This window comes from Moorena sp. SIO4A5, from assembly GCF_010672005.1.
Taxonomy (GTDB): domain Bacteria; phylum Cyanobacteriota; class Cyanobacteriia; order Cyanobacteriales; family Coleofasciculaceae; genus Moorena.
The window spans coordinates 1-18,313 of the sequence record NZ_JAAHHZ010000019.1 but is presented as its reverse complement, the minus strand read 5'-3'; the positions used below and the strand labels follow the sequence as shown (position 1 = coordinate 18,313).

At 44.7% G+C, this 18,313-nt stretch carries 15 protein-coding genes and 3 pseudogenes; 9 read left to right on the top strand and 9 right to left on the bottom strand.

Annotation, left to right across the window (positions count from 1 at the left end):
* Positions 1-476 (top strand): annotated as a pseudogene (locus F6K57_RS09125) (MBOAT family protein); the annotation flags it as partial.
* A gap of 136 nt (positions 477-612) precedes the next feature.
* On the opposite strand, the gene F6K57_RS09120 reads toward F6K57_RS09125, so the two are convergent.
* The gene (locus tag F6K57_RS09120) at positions 613-741 is read right to left on the bottom strand and encodes a hypothetical protein (RefSeq protein ID WP_293053917.1); all 129 of its coding nucleotides are present in this window, start codon (positions 739-741) and stop codon (positions 613-615) included.
* Between F6K57_RS09120 and psbA (F6K57_RS09115) the strand changes: the two genes are divergently transcribed.
* The 4 genes and pseudogenes from psbA (F6K57_RS09115) (at position 740) to psbA (F6K57_RS09100) (ending at position 5,103) form a co-directional block, all read left to right on the top strand.
* Positions 740-1,822: a photosystem II q(b) protein gene (psbA, locus tag F6K57_RS09115; RefSeq protein ID WP_070396249.1), complete on the top strand. Its 1,083-nt coding sequence runs from the start codon at positions 740-742 to the stop codon at positions 1,820-1,822. The two genes, F6K57_RS09120 and psbA (F6K57_RS09115), sit on opposite strands and share 2 nt — an antisense overlap.
* A gap of 361 nt (positions 1,823-2,183) precedes the next feature.
* Positions 2,184-2,669, top strand: a pseudogene (gene ccsA / locus F6K57_RS09110) (cytochrome c biogenesis protein CcsA); the annotation flags it as partial.
* A 628-nt stretch (positions 2,670-3,297) separates the two neighbouring features.
* Complete coding sequence (locus F6K57_RS09105; protein WP_075902343.1) at positions 3,298-3,639, top strand: histidine triad nucleotide-binding protein; 342 nt, start codon at positions 3,298-3,300, stop codon at positions 3,637-3,639.
* Between the two features lie 384 nt (positions 3,640-4,023).
* The gene (gene psbA / locus F6K57_RS09100; RefSeq protein ID WP_070393396.1) at positions 4,024-5,103 is read left to right on the top strand and encodes a photosystem II q(b) protein; all 1,080 of its coding nucleotides are present in this window, start codon (positions 4,024-4,026) and stop codon (positions 5,101-5,103) included.
* 517 nt (positions 5,104-5,620) lie between these two features.
* Here psbA (F6K57_RS09100) and F6K57_RS09095 read toward each other — a convergent pair.
* The 5 genes and pseudogenes from F6K57_RS09095 to F6K57_RS09075 form a co-directional block, all read right to left on the bottom strand.
* Positions 5,621-6,727 carry a TRAP transporter substrate-binding protein gene (locus F6K57_RS09095; RefSeq protein WP_293027261.1) on the bottom strand — a complete coding sequence of 369 codons (1,107 nt, stop codon included), beginning with the start codon at positions 6,725-6,727 and terminating at the stop codon, positions 5,621-5,623.
* 413 nt (positions 6,728-7,140) lie between these two features.
* On the bottom strand, positions 7,141-8,445 hold the full coding sequence (locus F6K57_RS09090) for a hypothetical protein (RefSeq protein ID WP_293027258.1): 1,305 nt from the start codon (positions 8,443-8,445) through the stop codon (positions 7,141-7,143).
* Positions 8,446-8,946: 501 nt separating this feature from the next.
* Positions 8,947-10,317: pseudogene (gene bchD / locus F6K57_RS09085) on the bottom strand (magnesium chelatase ATPase subunit D); the annotation flags it as partial.
* Entirely contained in the window at positions 10,262-11,359 is a 1,098-nt protein-coding gene (gene acsF, locus F6K57_RS09080; protein ID WP_293066768.1) for a magnesium-protoporphyrin IX monomethyl ester (oxidative) cyclase, read from the bottom strand. The gene acsF and the pseudogene bchD, both read right to left, overlap by 56 nt.
* An 882-nt stretch (positions 11,360-12,241) precedes the next feature.
* Positions 12,242-13,471 (bottom strand): pentapeptide repeat-containing protein, encoded by a 1,230-nt coding sequence (locus F6K57_RS09075; RefSeq protein ID WP_293066765.1) that lies wholly within the window; start codon positions 13,469-13,471, stop codon positions 12,242-12,244.
* A gap of 296 nt (positions 13,472-13,767) precedes the next feature.
* Here F6K57_RS09075 and F6K57_RS09070 point away from each other — a divergent pair, with 296 nt between their 5' ends.
* Both F6K57_RS09070 and F6K57_RS09065 read left to right on the top strand, forming a co-directional pair.
* Complete coding sequence (locus F6K57_RS09070; RefSeq protein WP_075896690.1) at positions 13,768-13,950, top strand: hypothetical protein; 183 nt, start codon at positions 13,768-13,770, stop codon at positions 13,948-13,950.
* Positions 13,951-14,213: 263 nt separating this feature from the next.
* On the top strand, positions 14,214-14,549 hold the full coding sequence (locus F6K57_RS09065; RefSeq protein ID WP_198953950.1) for a DUF433 domain-containing protein: 336 nt from the start codon (positions 14,214-14,216) through the stop codon (positions 14,547-14,549).
* Positions 14,550-14,625: 76 nt separating this feature from the next.
* Here F6K57_RS09065 and F6K57_RS09060 read toward each other — a convergent pair whose 3' ends face one another.
* From F6K57_RS09060 to F6K57_RS09050, 3 genes are all read right to left on the bottom strand, one after another.
* Positions 14,626-14,775: a hypothetical protein gene (locus F6K57_RS09060; RefSeq protein ID WP_293066760.1), complete on the bottom strand. Its 150-nt coding sequence runs from the start codon at positions 14,773-14,775 to the stop codon at positions 14,626-14,628.
* Complete coding sequence (locus F6K57_RS09055) at positions 14,750-14,938, bottom strand: pentapeptide repeat-containing protein (RefSeq protein WP_075896688.1); 189 nt, start codon at positions 14,936-14,938, stop codon at positions 14,750-14,752. Before F6K57_RS09055 ends, F6K57_RS09060 begins: the two co-directional genes overlap by 26 nt.
* 286 nt (positions 14,939-15,224) lie before the next feature.
* Positions 15,225-16,139: a DUF2996 domain-containing protein gene (locus F6K57_RS09050; protein ID WP_293066757.1), complete on the bottom strand. Its 915-nt coding sequence runs from the start codon at positions 16,137-16,139 to the stop codon at positions 15,225-15,227.
* A 288-nt stretch (positions 16,140-16,427) separates the two neighbouring features.
* On the opposite strand from F6K57_RS09050, the gene F6K57_RS09045 reads away from it, so the two are divergent.
* Positions 16,428-16,577: a hypothetical protein gene (locus F6K57_RS09045; RefSeq protein WP_293066754.1), complete on the top strand. Its 150-nt coding sequence runs from the start codon at positions 16,428-16,430 to the stop codon at positions 16,575-16,577.
* A gap of 388 nt (positions 16,578-16,965) precedes the next feature.
* The gene (locus F6K57_RS09040) at positions 16,966-18,312 is read left to right on the top strand and encodes a serine/threonine-protein kinase (protein WP_075896684.1); all 1,347 of its coding nucleotides are present in this window, start codon (positions 16,966-16,968) and stop codon (positions 18,310-18,312) included.
* The last annotated feature ends 1 nt before the right edge of the window (position 18,313 follow it).

Here is an 18,313-nt window from a genome sequence, read left to right as displayed (position 1 = left end):
GAGCAGCTTGGGGATTTGTAGCCTGGGGTGGCTTGCATGGTCTGGCGTTGGTTCTTCATCGCTTGACCGAAGCTTTCTGTGAAAATAGAGATGGGATAAAACGTTGGTGGCAAAGTTGGTCAGGGGTCTTGGTAAGCTGGTTTTTGACCCAATTTATGGTGTTTACTGCCTGGATTTTTTTCCGCATCCCCAATCTCACACAAGCCAGTTTAGTCATCCAGAATCTCTGGGGTCACCCAGCTGACATCCAATTTGGTCAAAAAGTCTACTTAACCGCTATTGGTATGGAACGCTTCTGGGTGCTTCTGCTGTTAGTTAGCTTAGCAGCCTCAATGGCTGGGGTTTACAGTATCCGAAGGGGTCTGAAATTACAACTCAACTGGCCGGTGAAGTTGTTGTTGGTACCAGTAGGTCTCTACGTAGTTTGGTTGTTTGCTCCTCAGAGTGGTCTCCCTTACATTTATTTCGATTTTTAAAGTTAGTTAAATAAAGATTAATTAAAGCAAATAAATGTTTAATTAATTGAATAAATGCAAAATCAAATAAGTAAAAATTTCGTTGATATTAAGAAATATAAAAAAACGTGCAGATTCAAGATTAGTGTTAATAGTATTAATCATAAGCCAAGGCAAGAAGACTATTTTCTAGGTGCGCCTTCACGCTTGTCGGGAAACCCGACCGGGGTCGCACCGCATCTTCACCTCTGGCACTTTCCGTTAATTGCCATAATATTTGAACCATGACAACTACATTAAGAGGTCGTGAAAGCGGCAATCTTTGGGATCGGTTTTGTAACTGGATTACCTCCACCAATAACCGCCTCTACGTAGGCTGGTTTGGTGTTTTGATGATCCCTTGCTTGCTAACCGCTACCATCTGCTTTATCATCGCCTTCATCGCTGCTCCTCCAGTGGACATCGACGGTATCCGTGAACCGGTGGCTGGCTCTCTGATCTACGGTAACAACATCATTTCTGGTGCCGTTGTACCTTCTTCAAATGCTATCGGCTTGCACTTCTACCCGATTTGGGAAGCCGCGTCCTTGGATGAATGGTTATACAACGGTGGCCCTTACCAGCTGATTGTGTTTCACTTCCTAGTTGGCATCTTCTGCTGGATGGGTCGTCAGTGGGAGCTGAGCTATCGTCTGGGTATGCGTCCTTGGATTTGCGTAGCTTACAGTGCCCCTGTGGCTGCCGCTACCTCTGTTTTCCTGATCTACCCCATTGGTCAAGGCAGTTTCTCTGATGGCATGCCTCTAGGAATCAGTGGTACCTTCAACTTCATGTTCGTATTCCAAGCAGAACACAATATCCTGATGCACCCCTTCCATATGCTCGGTGTAGCTGGTGTATTTGGTGGTGCTTTGTTTAGTGCGATGCACGGTTCTCTAGTGACCTCTTCCCTGGTTCGTGAAACTACCGAAATCGAGTCTCAGAACTATGGTTACAAGTTCGGTCAAGAAGAAGAAACCTACAACATCGTTGCGGCTCATGGCTACTTTGGCCGTTTGATCTTCCAGTATGCTAGCTTCAACAACAGCCGTTCCTTGCACTTCTTCTTGGGTGCTTGGCCAGTGGTTGGCATCTGGTTTACCGCTTTAGGTATTAGCACTATGGCCTTCAACCTGAACGGCTTCAACTTCAACCAGTCCGTGCTCGATTCTCAAGGTCACGTCATCAACACCTGGGCTGATGTGCTTAACCGGGCTAACTTGGGCTTTGAAGTGATGCACGAGCGTAATGCTCACAACTTCCCTCTCGATTTGGCTGCTAGTGAGGTGGCTCCAGTTGCTGTGAGTGCTCCTATCATCAATGGTTAATCTTGACCCGGGAAAGAGGCGCGAGCGATCGCACCTCTTGCAATAAAGCGTTCTTCTGTGAGGAAGGGCGCTTTTTTTGTAGGAAGGAACCGCAAGTCTCAAACTTGAGGGGGCGGAATGTGGGTACTCATACCAAGTTGCGGTCAAACATACAACTTTCTCTTCCCCCAATTTCCCCATCTCCCTATCTCCCCATCTCCCTATCTCCCCATCTCCCTATCCAACCAATCTACTATTTTTGAATACAACTCGGTATCAGGCACTAGCACTCTATCAAAAGGGGCACATCTAACCGATAGGATAGTAGTAATGCTGCAATAATATAAGCTTTATACAAAATTAACTTGAGAGAGAACACTGTATGGATCTGGTTACACTCCAGAACAAATTAGATAATATTGCCTTTTTCGTCCTGTTTGTGACGATGTTAATTTACTGGGTAGGAGCCGCTTTTCCTAAAATCCCTTATTTGTCACCCTTAGGAACATCAGGGATGGCAACCGCCAACCTTTGCACTGCTACCCTACTCGGAGCAAGATGGCTAGAGGCGGGCTACTTCCCGATCAGTAATCTCTATGAATCCCTATTTTTCCTGACCTGGGGAATTACCACAGTTCATCTAATTGCTGAAAACATGAGTCGCAGCCGATTTGTGGGCGTGGCTACTGCACCAGTCGCCATGGGAATTACCGCGTTTGCCGCTCTATCCCTACCACCAGACATGCAGGAAAGTGCTCCATTGGTACCTGCTCTGAAATCCAATTGGTTAATGATGCATGTTAGCATCATGATGCTCAGTTACGCCACCCTGATGGTGGGTTCCCTGGTAGCGATCGCATTTTTAGTAACTTCATGGCAAAAAGAAAACCAAGCAGAAGGCTTGAAGTAAGGCTTGAGCCGGATGATGGGTAACTGTCAAGTCCGGTTCTTAGGGGAGGGGAGTAGAGTAATCTACAAACCTTACCCGACTTCACGCACGGTTCTGGAGCGGAGGTGCCCTGGATAATACCAGGCATCGACCGTAATTACCACCTTCCTCGAAGCAGTCGGGGATGTAGTACTCAGCTTTTCTGACATCTTGGATATCCTAGATATCCAAGATGTCAGAATTTGTCCGGGTTAAAAGTATCAGTACACAGCCCTATATCCAATAGATATGAGGAAATCGTTTCAGATGATAGTGGTTGCACAATTATAACTATTTTGTGAACTATAACGCGGGCATTATGGTCTCACAAGAATGAAAGTTCTTTCCATTGTCTTGATGCAGTCGCTAATGGGGGAAACCCCCAAGACCGCGCTGCATCGCTACCAAAAATCCCGATCTACTTTCTTCCCTCTTGCTAGCATGCCTATTGCCTATTGCCAATACCCAAGCGCGACTATGTTCACAACTCAAATAAAAATGCTATAGCTAACTGACATTTTGTGTCACAATTGCATCTGATCTAGTAAACATAGTATTGGCAGCTGCTATGAGCGAAACCATCTTTAGCAAGATTATCCGCCGAGAAATTCCAGCGGATATTGTTTATGAAGACGATTTAGCCCTTGCCTTCAAGGATATTAACCCTCAGGCACCAGTTCATATTCTGGTAATTCCCAAGAAGCCCATTCCTCAACTGGCAGCAGCTCAGTCTGAAGATCAAGCCCTGATGGGACACCTGCTCTTAACTGCTAAGCAAGTTGCTGAGCAAGCCGGTTTGACCAATGGCTATCGACTGGTGATTAATAATGGTGCTGATGGTGGTCAAACTGTTGATCACCTGCATTTGCACATTTTGGGTCAACGCCAAATGAAGTGGCCTCCTGGCTGAGGTTTTTTTTAATGCTCAGTGTTGAGTGCTTAGTCGTAAGTAGGTTTCTAAGTTAGGAGTTACGGAAAGAACCAGGCTCAGGCTCTATATTTCAGGCTCTATATATATAGGCGTTCGATGGAGGGCCTCTAGTTTTATGCGATCGCTATCTTGTATGCGATCGCTATTTTGGTTTACCTATTCTTCCTATATCACATTCATATTTATTTGTCAAGACTTCTTTAATATAACTTTTACTTATTTACATTATTTAATAACCTGAGGGTAAATTACTCTCAAAACCCTTTACAAAAATAAATATATTGCTTAATATAAGTACATGAAGGCGCACACAAGCCGGACGAACCTCGATAACTTCATATTCATACCCGCAATCATAAGAACATGACTACTGTATTACAGCAGAGCAACACCTCTGTGTGGTCTCAGTTCTGCAATTGGGTCACCTCCACCAACAACCGCCTCTATGTAGGTTGGTTTGGTGTATTAATGATCCCAACCCTGCTAGCTGCTACCACCTGCTTCATCATTGCTTTCATCGCTGCTCCTCCTGTGGACATCGATGGTATCCGCGAGCCCGTTGCTGGTTCCTTGATGTACGGAAACAACATCATCTCTGGTGCTGTTGTTCCTTCTTCTAACGCCATTGGCCTACACTTCTACCCAATCTGGGAAGCTGCTTCCTTAGATGAGTGGCTATACAACGGTGGTCCTTACCAGTTGGTAGTGTTCCACTTCCTGATTGGTGTATTCGCCTACATGGGTCGTGAGTGGGAACTAAGCTACCGTTTAGGTATGCGTCCTTGGATCTGCGTAGCTTACAGCGCACCGGTTGCAGCTGCTAGCGCCGTGTTCCTAATCTACCCAATCGGACAAGGTTCTTTCTCCGATGGTATGCCTCTAGGTATCAGCGGAACCTTCAACTTCATGTTCGTGTTCCAAGCTGAGCACAACATCCTAATGCACCCCTTCCACATGCTAGGTGTAGCTGGTGTATTCGGTGGTTCCTTGTTCAGTGCAATGCACGGTTCTTTGGTAACCTCCTCCTTAGTACGTGAGACTACTGAAACTGAGTCTCAGAACTATGGTTACAAGTTCGGTCAAGAGGAAGAAACTTACAACATCGTGGCAGCTCACGGCTACTTCGGTCGTTTAATCTTCCAATACGCTTCCTTCAACAACAGCCGTTCCTTGCACTTCTTCTTAGGTGCATGGCCTGTAATCGGCATCTGGTTTACTGCACTGGGCATCAGCACCATGGCATTTAACCTCAACGGTTTCAACTTCAACCAGAGCATCATCGACTCACAAGGTCACGTGATCAACACCTGGGCTGACGTACTAAACCGTGCCAACCTAGGTTTCGAGGTAATGCACGAGCGTAACGCTCACAACTTCCCTCTAGACCTAGCAGCTGCTGAAGCTACTCCTGTAGCTTTGACTGCTCCAGCGATCAACGGCTAATAAGATCGTAATCCGATCACCCCTAGGGGAGTACAAAGGTACCCCCTAACAGCGCTCTCCAAAAAGGGAGCGCTTTTTTATTTGGTGGCAAAGCACCAATCGCTTTTCCAAAAAAAAATAAGAGAGCCGTCAAAAAGACTCTCTAGGTCATCAGGGTGCATCTATCTACTGATCTCAATATAACAGATTGAGCGAGGGGTGTCACCCCTCAGTTAATAATTTTCCAAGCAGCTGACCCTAGGTATAGCGCTACGCGGAAGTCAGAAGTTAGAAGTCAGAAGTTAGAAGTCAGAAGTCAAAAGTAAGCTATGACTAAGTTTTGGAATTTAGGAATGTCCTAATCTAAATGCGTAGTGCTATATGTTCACGTATCAATTTTTGCAAAAAAATAAGAGAGCCGTCAAAAAGACTCTCTGGATCATCAGGGTGCATCTATCTACTGATCCCAATATAGCATAAAATGATGGGTGACACCCCTCAGTGAAAAAATATGGTAATTTAAGATGGCGATAGTGCTCTAGTTCCGAGAAAAGGCGAAATTAGCAAAATTCAATTCATTTGTGCCATTCCACTTGTAAACTTGGTTGCGAAACCCTTTCCACTGTTCATAAACTTTCTTAAACTTGGCATCTTTGCTAGCATCTTCCTCAAATAACTCGAATGATGCTTTCTCAGCGGCCTGCAAAATGTCTTGAGAGTAAGGAGTCAGCTTAACACCCGCTTTAATCAAGCGTTCCAATGCCCCTCCATTCAAAGCATCATACTGAGCCGCCATATTTATATTGGCGTACCTGGCGGCATCTTTAAAAATTTCCTGATACTCCTTGGGCAACTTATCCCAAGCTTTTTTATTAACCTGTACCTCTAGGGTTGGTCCGGGTTCCCACCAGCCTGGATAATAATAGAACTTAGCTGCTTTGTACAAGCCCAGCTTCTCATCATCATAGGGACCAACCCATTCAGCAGCATCAATGGTTCCCCGGTCTAGGGCAAGGAAAATTTCACCCCCAGGTAATACTTGGACATTCACCCCCAAGCGCTCCATCACTTTACCTCCCAATCCAGGGATACGCATTTTTAATCCCTTCAGGTCACCTACAGAATTAATTTGTTTCTTGAACCAACCTCCCATCTGAGCACTGGTGTTACCTGCTGGAAAATTAATCACCCCAAAGTCAGCATAGAGTTCCTGCATCAATTCCAAGCCACCACCGTGGTACAACCAAGCATTTTGTTGTGGAGCAGTTAGACCAAAGGGTACACTAGTGCCAAATGCTAGGGCAGGATTTTTGCCAACGTAGTAGTAACTAGCGGTATGACCACACTCAACGGTTCCCTGTTGGACGGCATCGAGAACCTCTAATCCTGGTACAATTTCACCAGCCGCAGAGGGGGTAATCTGGAAACGCCCATTGGTCATGGCACTGACCCGCTTACAGACAGTATCAGCTCCCCCATAGATAGTATCGAGAGATTTTGGCCAGCTCGTGACCATTTTCCATCGAACCATAGGCTGACTGCCGGATTGAGCAACTGGTCCTGTACTAGCTTGATTACAGGAGGCTAAGGCAGCTGTACTGGCTGCACCAATCGCAGCGTTACTAAAAAATTTTCGGCGTTTCATGGTTCTTGATTCAACACTTGGTCATCTTTTGCGCAAATTATATCAAGTTTAGCACTTACGCCCCAAACCCTATTATTGACGGTAATTACAGCGATTTCACCCTTTGACTTGTAACTAGAAACCAGGTTTTATGGGTCTTGGTGGGTAAGTCCTGAGGGGATAGAAGCAAAGGGCGGTAAGGGGAGAAATGGGCTTTCCCCGCTGTTAACTCAAGGAGGCAAACAGGATCAGTAGATCGAAAAATCATTTTAAGGCAAGCGATCGCAGCTCCTAAAATCCCCGACAGTAGCGATCGCTTGTTTATTACCTCGCCGACTTTTACTGGGGGTATTGATGAATTTTTTTCTAGTTGAGGAGTACTTAGAAGTATCTCAAAGAGCAATCGCCACCATGCCTTTTGCATTTTATCTAAATTAGCGTCTCAGTACTGGAGCAACATCGCCATACCATGTAGGGTTAAAACAGGCTACTCCAAAAACACCAGCCCCAACTTCTTGGCTTAATCCTGCCCCTGCACCACGTTTCTCAAAGCAATATCGGTGCATCGCTGCAACGCATTCTGGAGCTTGTGATTTTCCTAAGTTGTCACATCCTTGGTGATAACTACGAAGAGTATTAACAGAAACATCGCCATACCATGTAGGGTTAAAACAGGCTACTCCAAAAACACCAGCCCCAACTTCTTGGCTTAATCCTGCCCCTGCACCATGTTTCTCAAAGCAATATCGGTGGATCGCTGCAACGCATTCTGGAGCTTGTGATTTTCCTAAGTTGTCACATCCTTGGTGATAACTACGAAGAGTATTAACAGAAACATCGCCATACCATGTAGGGTTAAAGCAGGCTACTCCAAACACACCAGCTCCAACTTCTTGGCTTAATCCCGCACCGCCACGACTGTTTTTATCGCAATATCGGTGAATCGCTGCAACGCAATCTGGTGAACGTGATTTTCCTAAGCTGTTACAACCAGAATGATAATCACTAAGTATTCCCCCAACAGCTACCTGTACACCTATCCATCCGGCAAACTGATCCTCAAAAGTGAAAGCTTCTTGTTCTAACTTATTGTTTCTGTAATTTTGGTTAGCCTTCTTATATTCTTTGAAATAATGATAACCAAAACCATAGTAACCACCATGCCGTTGACACTGCTGGGAATGAATAAGCTCATGAGCTAGTAAAACAAGCTGATTAGTATCACTCGACCTATATGAATCGTTAACATAAATTTGGTCGCAATAAGCTTGAGCTCCAGAGCCTTGACTAATTTTATACCCAAAAGCTGACCATTCATCTAGCAAGTTAGCATTGTAGGTAACTCTAACACGGTCAACCAAATCTCCAAAATGAGGTCGTAGATATCGCTTCTGAAAGTTGTCTAAGGAACGACCACTGCTATTGTTCGTTCTCATCCATTCAGCAGCAGCGCGATAAGCTCCTCTACCAGCCTCCCCCCATATTTCTTCAACAGGAATTCCTATATCAATCAGTCTACCTGGATCGCATCCACCACTGAAACAATTTTGTATTTCACGTCTTATATCATTTATCCCTGGAACATTTACGTCTGGAACGTAAATCTCCCGACATAGTCCACCTACACAAACCCTCCTAGTTCCTGCTTCTACACTAGAAGTATGAGTAGCTAACTCTACCGTTAACCCCAATACTGCTGCTGATAATAGAAAGCTCAAAAATTTAATTCTAGATCTCATAGTTGTTTTATTGCTTGTACTGCTTTTAGGATAGTGACAAAATAGAAATCTAGCGGTTTTTAACCTAAGGATGTACACAAAACTTTTTATTTCTTTCTTATTCCGACTTTACTAATAGCTGCTCCCTGCTACCTAAAAGCCCAAAAATTGGGTGCATCTCATTTTTGCTGTTTGACACGGTGGTGCGTTACGGGCAGCAACATAACCCTGACTACGAGGCGAAAAATTAAGGCCCCCCTAACGCACCCTACTGGACCGACACATTTAAAATGGTGCAATAAGCGTAGGTTGGGTTGAAGAATGAAACCCAACACCAGTAACGCTTTGTTGGGTTGAGCGGTAGGGAAACCCAACAAACATTTTTAGGTGTGCCACGCCACTACGCAAAATTTTAAAAAATGAGATGCACCCCAAAAAGTGTACCTGACTAGGTTGAAAACCGCTATAACTAGATTAAATCTTAACAGTCAACAGTAAACAGTATTCAATAGTCAACCTTCTTTACCTAGATGTGAGATCAGCGATCGCATTCTTAGTCATAGCTGCGATCGCTTTATCATTTGCTTTCGGTAAATGATAATACTTACCACCGGCTTGTTTGGCCAATTCCTTGGCAAAACCAGTAGAAACAAACTTACTCTCGGTATCAATTACTAATAATTGAACCCCATTAGCTCGAATGCGAGCGGCAATTTCCAACAATTCCCCTTTAATATCTGGCTTTTCCCCTTCCGGTAGAGTTTCTCCCAAGGAACGAGCTAAGGGAATATTGCCCCGACCATCAGTAATTGCCACAATTACCACTTGACCAATATCCCCAGACAATTGAGCATTCATGCCCACATGCACCGCCTGAGTCAATCCATGAGCTAAAGGGGAACCGCCACCACAAGGTAATCGCTCCAAACGCCGCTTTGCTAAAGCAATGGAACGGGTAGGGGGTAACAGCACATCGGCTTGTTCTCCCCGGAAGGGAATCAGGGAGACTTGGTCACGGTTTTCATAAGCTTCCGTCAGAAGCTGCATCACTGCTCCTTTTGCAGATTGCATCCGGTTTAGAGCCATAGACCCTGACGCATCTACTACAAAAACTACCAAGGAGCCAGCTCTTCGGGCTAACCGCTTGGATCGTAAATCCCCTTGTTCGATAATCACCCGACGGTTAGGATGACGTTGCCTACGAGCTTTTTGATAGGGTGCAGCAGCTCTGAGGGTGGCATCTACAGCAATCCGCCTTACTTTCCCCTTCGGTAGTATCGGTTTAACATATCGACCCCGGTCTTCTGAAAAGATAATGCTACGGTTTCCGGACTTACCTTGCCGTTGTGCCATCTGAGCAAAGTAAAGCACACTAGGGTCAAGTATCACCCCTTCTGGGTCAAAGAGAAACTCTTCCGGGATACTCGGAGCTTCCTGTTCTTGCTCCTCTGAGTCATTGTCGTCCTCCTTGTCTTCCTCTTGGTCTTGCTCTTCTTGAGATTGATCTTGTGGGGGTGGGGGAGGAGGAGGTGGTGCTTCTTCTGGTGGTGTTTCTACCATAGTCGCACGGGGGACAATTACCAATTCCACGGCCCGACGCAAATCCTCGGAATTAACTGTCTGACGACCATCTAAGGCTGCTGCAGCTTTAGCCACTCGAACCGCAAACAGTTCTGCCCGATGACCTTGGACACCACCTCGGATGGCTTCATTGACGAGATAGGTAATTTGGTCATGGGTAATCTCAACATCCTTGAGCCACTCTCGCGCTAGAATAATATCCGTCTTGAGGGTATCCAGATCCTCCTGGTATTCCTCCAGAAACTGCTGGGGAGAGTTAGCGTATGCGATCGCTTGTTCTACTGCCTCCACCCGTTGCTCTAAGGCCAAAACACGGCTTAATCAGGTACAATTTTAGGAGCTGCCAGGCATTAGACATGTAGAGAGGCAACTTCTGGAATATTTGCAAGAACTTAGGCGTATTTGAGTTAGCGATCGCTCTTAGCTTATCATTATTCCGGACACAAATCTCCAGACGCTCATAAAATTCCGGATGGTCTACATCCAGAATAACTGGGAAGACCCGTCCTGAGGTGTCGTTAGTCTTCTCAATCACATGCTTATCATACTCACGAGCATCTAAACCAATGGAGGCATAAAATCCAGACCGCTGAACATCATTCAGATACATAGTGGCAAACACCGACAGCAAGAAGAATCTCGACCAAAGCTTAGCCTGCCAATCATTCAGCGTATTCGGCTGAGCTCTCATGATCGCATCAAAGAAATCCCCATGACGGTTTTCATCCTGACACCAGTTTTCAAAGAAGCGGAAAATTGGATAGACCCGGTCTTCAGGATGAGCTTCTAAATGGCGATAGATAGTAATATACCGCCAATAGCCAATCTTCTCAGACAGATAGGTAGCGTAGAAAATAAACTTGGGCTGAAAGAAGGTGTACTTCTTGCTCTTAGTCAGGAATCCCAAATCCAGCTGTAGATTGAAATCTGACATAGCCTTGTTCAGGAATCCCGAATGACGTGCTTCATCACGAGACATCAGGGTAAAGCACTCTGCCAGCACAGGATTTTTATGCTTTAAGCGCCGTCCCAATTCCTTATAGAGCAAGAAACCAGAGAATTCCGCTGTACAGGAACGTTCCAGAAATTCAACAAATAACCGGCGTTTTTCCCCATCAATGTGATCCCAGGATTGATTAAACTCCTCATCCCGGACAAAATGGTGACGATTGTAATCAGCTCGAAACTCTTCCAGGATGGCTTCCAGTTCATCCTGATTAGGCGAGAGGTCCATCTTCGCCATTGCTTCAAAGTCAGTAGTGTAGAACCGGGGAGTTAGGATCGTGTCCTTCGCCGGTACCTTTATACCGGGTCGGATTTCATCAAAATCAGGTTTTTTAAGGGAATCTACCATCTTAAGCTCTTGCTTGCTTGTTATAGTTGCTTACCATTCTCGGTGGCCTGGTGTGGACAGATCCGGGTCACTCAACCCAAGCCCAAACCAATGACTAAGCATTCAGCGGTCAGTTATCAGCTATCAGCTCATGGGCTACGGGCAAACTACTTGAGGTACTATCAGGGGCTTTAAGTGTACGGGGTCTGATGAGTAAAACGAACAGGGATTTTAAACCAGCCGTAGCAGCACCCCCGATGCTTGTTTACTATCTCCCGTTGATTAGCTGACAGCTGATAGCTGAATGCTTAAACAGTATATTGCTATATATTGCTTTCTGAGTTTACCAGGGTATTGGTGATCTCAAACGCCTGTTTAGGTTAAGAGTTACAACGTAATTTAAAGTTTTATTACATTTTGCCCCTGCCGTAGCTTAAACCTGAATCCTTAAGCAAACCTGAAAGCTTAAGCAAACCTGAACGGTGAAAGCTGTTACATAACTTAACTAAAAGAATTATTTAATAAAGTTATTTAACAATCAAGTTATTACCTTTTTCGTTATCATCTTTATAGTTTTGACCTAAAAATCGGGATTGTCAAGGGGGAACCGTTGCGACTCCCCCTTTTTTTTAGGTAAGCATTTAGCTATTGGCTGATAGCTAAATGCTTAGGGAATAGGGAATAGGGAATCGGGAATAGGGCACAAATATTGTGTACCTCATTACTATGATAAAGGCTATATACTCTAGAATAAATGGTTGAGCATGTTGAGTATTTGTAAGCGATCGCTTTTAGCGGAAGCTTAGCTTCATCGCGTAGCGTGACCTACGGTCAATCCCATTTGTTTGATTGAAGCTTACTGGATTCCAAAAAATTATCAGCACTCCCTAATTTCAGTCATTCCTATCTTTTGCTAGGGGTTAAAATTTCAGAGCGATCCCCTGGCAAATCCTCAAAAATTGCGCCTCGTTTAATTAGGTCACGCTTCATCGATTGATTAATTCCTGAGTTATTTCCAAATCGGGCATTGTCCACAATAGCACCACTGAGGTTGGCACCACTGAGGTCGGCATTCTTCAAGTTGGCACCACTGAGGTTGGCACCACTGAGGTTGGCAAGAATCAGGTCGGCATTCTTCAAGTTGGCACCACTGAGGTTGGCACCACTGAGGTTGGCAAGAATCAGGTAGGCACCACTGAGGTTGGCACCACTGAGGTTGGCACAACTCAGGTTGACAAGAATCAGGTCGGCACCACTGAGGTCGCCACGAATCAGTTTGGCACGAATCAGGTAGTCAAGAATCAGGTTGGTAGCACGAATCAGGTAGTCAAGAATCAAGTAGGTACCATTGAGCTTGGCACCCTTCAGCTTGGCACCCTTCAGCTTGGCACCTCTGAGGTCAGTACCCCTCAAATCGGCACCACTGAGGTCGGCATCACTCAGGTCAGCACCCCTCAAGTCTTGACCCACAGCTCCACGGCTAACAATCTCTTCTACTAGACGCCATTTTTGATCATCCTCTAACCTTTCGCTCAAAATTTCAATATCTTGAACAGGAAAACCGCTTAATTCTTTTAGTTCTCCTGATTCTATTCGAGCTCTAAGCCGTTCAATATCCTCTGGAGAACCCTCTACAATTAATCGGATGCTGCCTGGTTGAATATCAATAATCTTTATACTGTCTCCTGAATAATCTCGTAAAATAGATAGAATATGTTTTGAATTTTGAACTGAATCTATATCCCCTTCTAAGACAATAACAGCTTTAATGGTTTTACTTTGTTTATCTGTTACAGTCACTTCCCGCCTAGGTGCTTGCCCTTGCTCCACCCCCTCCAACAGCTCTGAGCTACTGCCATCATTTCTGGTTAGCAGTTCTGATCGGTTTTCCTCTGCTATTCCCGCGATTTCTCTCCAGTCTAGTTTCAGTCCATCGCATATCCGTTTAAAGGAATCCAGCTGAATTGGCTCGGACTTAAAAAACTTTGTTACTGTAGTGCGACCTATAAGTTGTGATTTAGCCAAGTTACTTTTAGACTCAAATCCTAGCCTGATTAAAGCTTTCTCTGCTTTCTCTAAACCCTTTGGAGTGGCGATGATAGTTACTTTTTTATTTTTTTTTCTGGGGTACACTTTTTCATAGTATGGCTAATTTTTGATAAGTATAGTAATAGCTGTAATGGTGTTTACCAATTCAAGATAGTAAGCGATGCAGTCCTAAATGACCAAGCTCAATAATTCCCTGAGCCGAAGTTTCCTATTCCCTGCCGCCAGCGCCATAACGTTTAGCGCAATCACAACTGAGGCACAAGACAATCATACAGAAATCAAAACATATTAGCAACTAATCCATTGGACAGTCAAGGGTTGGGGTTTTGTCGGTAACCATTAAAAGTAGCAGTCAAGCATACCAGTTACCGAAAAAACCTATGGCTCATAAAACTCTGACAATCAAAGAAATGGTTCAAGCTGCTATTATATCGATATTACTTGGGGGGTCACTTACCCTAGCGGTAATTGATGAACAATACCGCCCCACCTTTATGGATATGGCAAAAATAGGTCTTGGAGGCTATCTGGGACTGTCACTACCTAAGTCTCAAGGTAAATAAAACTATAGCGCTAGTATAGGGAACAGGGAACAGGGAACAGAACCTGACACTTTTTTAGAGGTTGTCTGGGAAGTTTCATTTGCTACATACAAGCCCCCTAAATCCCCCAATTTTGGGGGACTTTTACCAGCAAATTGATTCTTGTTCCCCCCAGAATTGGGGGGCTAGGGGGGCAAAAATCAGTATCAAAAAACTTTTAACATATCCTCTTATATGTCAAAATTATAACTATAATACTTGCTTTAATTATTGGGTTTTAGATAATGAATTCTGAACAAATGTCTATCCAACAGATCAGCACAGAGTATATTGCGATAGATCCTGATTTTTGTGGTGGTAAACCTCGCATTATTAGCACTATAATGCCTGTCGCTACTATTGCCAAAATGTATTTGGAGATGGGAGAATCGTTAGAAGAAATTGCCTCTGAGTATCATTTATCTAAGCCAGCGGTTTATGCGGCAATGGCCTATTATTACGATCATCGGGAAGAAATTGACCGCCATACCGCAGAAAGTGCAGCGTTTGTGGAACAAATGAAGCGCAATAGTCCCCCTTCTCCTTTAGAATCACGATTGAGGGCTATTCGGGGTGAGTAGTCGGATGTATGACGTATATACTCCAGAGGACATGGTTGGGGGTATTGAGTATTTGTAAGCGATCGCGTAGCGTGGCCTACGGCCAATCGCATTTTTGTTGTTTATGCGATCGCGTAGCGTGGCCTACGGCCAATCGCATTCTTTCCTTTGATCGCATTTGTTTGCGGGAATTCCTATCTTTGGCTAGGGGTAAGACTTTCCTAGCTATCCCCTGGCACATCCTCAAACATTGCGCCTCGTTCAATTAGGTCAAGCTTGATGGATTCATCAAGTCCTGAGTTATCTCCAAATTGGGTATTGTCCACAATAGCACGACTGAGCTGGGCATTAGTGAGGTCAGCACTCTTGAGGTTGGCATCACTTAAGTCAGCACTACTAAAAAATGGCATTGCTGAATCAAGGAATGAATATGAGTGGGGTGGGCATCTTGCCTGCCCGGGAATTGTAACGGGCAAGATGCCCGTTCCACAAAACTCTTCAAATCATTCCATTGTTAAGCAAAGCCGAATTTAATAGTTTGATATTTTACAGACTTGAAAGTCTGGATAAAATCCCTTGGCTGTTGGCCACGCTACCCGGATCAGCTGATACGCGACACGCTGATAGTTGATAGCTGATACGCGACACGCTGATAGCTGATAGCTTAAAATCTACCTAAACATTAGCCAAGACTTACTAATTCCACATTAGCCACTTCTGAGCATTTAGCCGTTGTATAGTGTAATGAACCATTAGATCAAGAGTAACTCTCCGTTCATCAATCATAAAAGATTCGATCGTACTAGGTTGAACACCATTAGCTGAGGCCGAAAAAGCCTTTTGCTTTTTAATATCTTCGTCTAGGAAATAAACGTTAAATTTCCGTTGACCATTTTGCCAACTACCCATTACTTGCCAACAGTCATCCATTTGACTCAAACTCGGAATCGGGATTTTCTGTTTAGCAAAAGTCACATCTACATCATCAATACCTTGTTTGGCAAAAGCAGTCTTAAGGGCTGGCAGATAATGTTGTTCCACAAATTCAGTAAAGGGTTTCTTTTCAATTGCTGGTGGTTTGGCTTTTTTAGCTTTTGCCTCTGTAGCCGCAGGCTTTTTGGCCGCAGGGGCCTTAGCCGCTGGTTTCTCTTCTGATTTGGCCGCAGGCTTTTTGGCCGCAGGGGCCTTAGCCGCCGGTTTGTCTTCTGATTTAGCCGCAGGCTTTTTGGCCGCAGGGGCCTTAGCCGCCGGTTTGTCTTCTGATTTAGCCGCAGGCGGTTGGTCTACGATCGCAGCAGGTTTCGGTTCAGTTATTTCCACCGGCGGTTGGTCTACTACAGCAGCAGGCTTCGGTTCCGTATTAGCAGCAGGCTGGTCTGGTGATGGTGTAGGAGGTTTCGGTTCAGTTATTTCAACCGGCGGTTGGTCTACTACAGCAGCAGGCTGGTCTGGTGATGGTGTAGGAGGTTTCGGTTCAGTTATTTCAACCGGCGGTTGGTCTACTATAGCAGCAGGCTTCGGTTCCTTATTAGCAGCAGGCTGGTCTGCTGATGTATCAGAAGGAGTATTTGCGTCCTCAGGGTTAGGTAAGGGTAGGGTTTCTTCCGCCATAGCTTACGTAAGTCGTTTCTTTAGTCTGGATGATCCTATCTTACTGGCCAAGGGCTAGACAGATGGCTCGGGAGTCGGGAGTCGGGAGTCGGGAATCGGGAATCGGGAATCGGGAGTCGGGAGTCGGGAATCGGGACAAGCAGGAAATGGGGAAAATTCTGCGGACTTAAGCTAAATGCGATTGACCTACGGTCACCCTACGCGAACGCATTTGTCATCCCATTTCTCAGTAGCTTTCATGAGTATAGCGGTTTCTAACCTAATGAGGTACACATAATTTTTTCTCTCTTGCCTCTTGCCTCTTGCCTCTTGCCTCTTGCCTCTTGCCTCTTGCCTGTTCCCTATTCCCTATTCCCTATTCCCTATTCCCTATTCCCTATTCCCTATTCCCTATTCCCTATTCCCTATTCCCTATTCCCTATTCCCTATTCCCTATAGCTAGCTTTTTTCTCTTCACAGAGTAATTAACGGCTAACACCTGATGCTCCAGAGGATGGCAAACCTGAATGAATTATACTAAAGTATATGAGTACTGAAAATTAATCCTCAAAAAATTAATTATCATATTTAATAGCATGTAAATAATGTAAGCCGTCAGCCGTCAGCCGTCAGCCGTGCGCGTAGCGCATAAGCTGATAGCTGATAGCTGATAGCTGATAGCTGATAACTGATAGCTTAATACTTACTCAATAATGCTATAGCATTATTTGTATTATCAATATTATTTGAATTGAGGGTGTCTTAAACTAGTTGATAATCCTCCTAGGAGCCAGGGTAAATCTACTAAACCTAAACACGAATCATAAACAACTAACAACTAATATATATGGTCTGGTCAGAGCAACAGCTGTTACATGGTGGTAAATACAAGATCGATAAAATTATTGGACGTGGAGCTTTTGGAATTACTTACAAAGCAGTCCATCAGTTACTTAATCAAGATGTTGTAATTAAAACACCACACGAAAGCCTGAGATTGGCTCCAGACTACCCCAACTATGGAGAACAATTTATCAAGCAAGGACAACTGCTGGCTCAACTGTCTGCTGACCTTGAATCCCTGGTCCAGGTCAGAGACTTGTTTCAAGAAGGAGATACCTACTGCCTCGTAATGGATTTTATTTCCGGGGAAAGTTTGTGGAATTTGGTACAACGCATAGGACCATTACCTGAAACTGATGCAGTAGCCTACATCACTCAAATTGGGTCAGCCTTGAATCTAATCCATGGAGTAGGGCTAGTGCATTTAGATATAAGCCCTCATAATATCGTGGTCAGTAACACTGGCAAACCGGTATTGATTGACTTTGAGATTCCTGGGGATATACTCCGAGATAGTAATGTGTCGAGCCATATTGACAATAAACCATTTCGACCCTACGAGCTATACTACCAAGGCAGTCGTCACGCCACGGTGGATGTCTACTCTCTAGCGGCTTCACTGTACCATGCCGTAACTGGGCTAAATCCTACCGAGTCAATTTACCGCAAGTATGACGGTGAAGAGCTGGTGCCACCAAAAGAACTGGTTCCTAGTATTAGCGATCGCTTAAATCAAGTAATTCTCCAAGCCATGGCCTTAGAGCCAAAAGACCGTCCTCAGTCAGTGCACGAATGGTTACAGCCCTTGACTGAAGACGATTATTTCACCTGTTTGAGTGAAGTTGATGACCTTAGTTCTGATGTAGGAGTAGATTACCGCCCATTACGGGATTTACTAATTCGTAGAAAGTGGCAAGAGGCAGATCAAGAAACTCTCGCTGTTATGCTCAAAGCAGCAGGACGAGAAGAAGAAGGCTGGCTTGACATCCCAGATATCAACAAGTTTCCTTGTAAAGACCTCTATACTCTCAACACCCTCTGGGTAAAGTACAGCAATGGGCGCTTTGGCTTTAGTGTACAGAAACAAATCTGGCAGAGCTTAGTGACCGAGAGTGTGCAGGTAACTCCTGGTGCCGATTATGACTATGAAACTTACTGTCGCTTTGGCGATCAACTCGGATGGCACACCAACGAAAAGTGGCTAGATTACGTTGACCTGCCCTTCACCCTCAATGCTCCCCAGGGGCATCTACCAGTCAGCTATGTCGGATTCTTTTCCGGTTGGGCATACTTTGCCTTTTTTATGGGTGGCGTATCTCTCTTCTCTCGCCTTGAGATATGTAGTATTTAGC

Coding starts and splice junctions, on each gene's coding strand:
- F6K57_RS09120 (WP_293053917.1), bottom strand. CDS start 741: ATGGTTCAAATATTATGGCAATTAACGGAAAGTGCCAGAGGTGAAGAT.
- F6K57_RS09065 (WP_198953950.1), top strand. CDS start 14,214: ATGAATTCTGAACAAATGTCTATCCAACAGATCAGCACAGAGTATATT.
- F6K57_RS09050 (WP_293066757.1), bottom strand. CDS start 16,139: ATGGCGGAAGAAACCCTACCCTTACCTAACCCTGAGGACGCAAATACT.
- F6K57_RS09105 (WP_075902343.1), top strand. CDS start 3,298: ATGAGCGAAACCATCTTTAGCAAGATTATCCGCCGAGAAATTCCAGCG.
- F6K57_RS09090 (WP_293027258.1), bottom strand. CDS start 8,445: ATGAGATCTAGAATTAAATTTTTGAGCTTTCTATTATCAGCAGCAGTA.
- F6K57_RS09095 (WP_293027261.1), bottom strand. CDS start 6,727: ATGAAACGCCGAAAATTTTTTAGTAACGCTGCGATTGGTGCAGCCAGT.
- acsF (WP_293066768.1), bottom strand. CDS start 11,359: ATGGTAGATTCCCTTAAAAAACCTGATTTTGATGAAATCCGACCCGGT.
- F6K57_RS09040 (WP_075896684.1), top strand. CDS start 16,966: ATGGTCTGGTCAGAGCAACAGCTGTTACATGGTGGTAAATACAAGATC.
- psbA (WP_070393396.1), top strand. CDS start 4,024: ATGACTACTGTATTACAGCAGAGCAACACCTCTGTGTGGTCTCAGTTC.
- F6K57_RS09070 (WP_075896690.1), top strand. CDS start 13,768: ATGGCTCATAAAACTCTGACAATCAAAGAAATGGTTCAAGCTGCTATT.
- psbA (WP_070396249.1), top strand. CDS start 740: ATGACAACTACATTAAGAGGTCGTGAAAGCGGCAATCTTTGGGATCGG.
- F6K57_RS09055 (WP_075896688.1), bottom strand. CDS start 14,938: ATGCCATTTTTTAGTAGTGCTGACTTAAGTGATGCCAACCTCAAGAGT.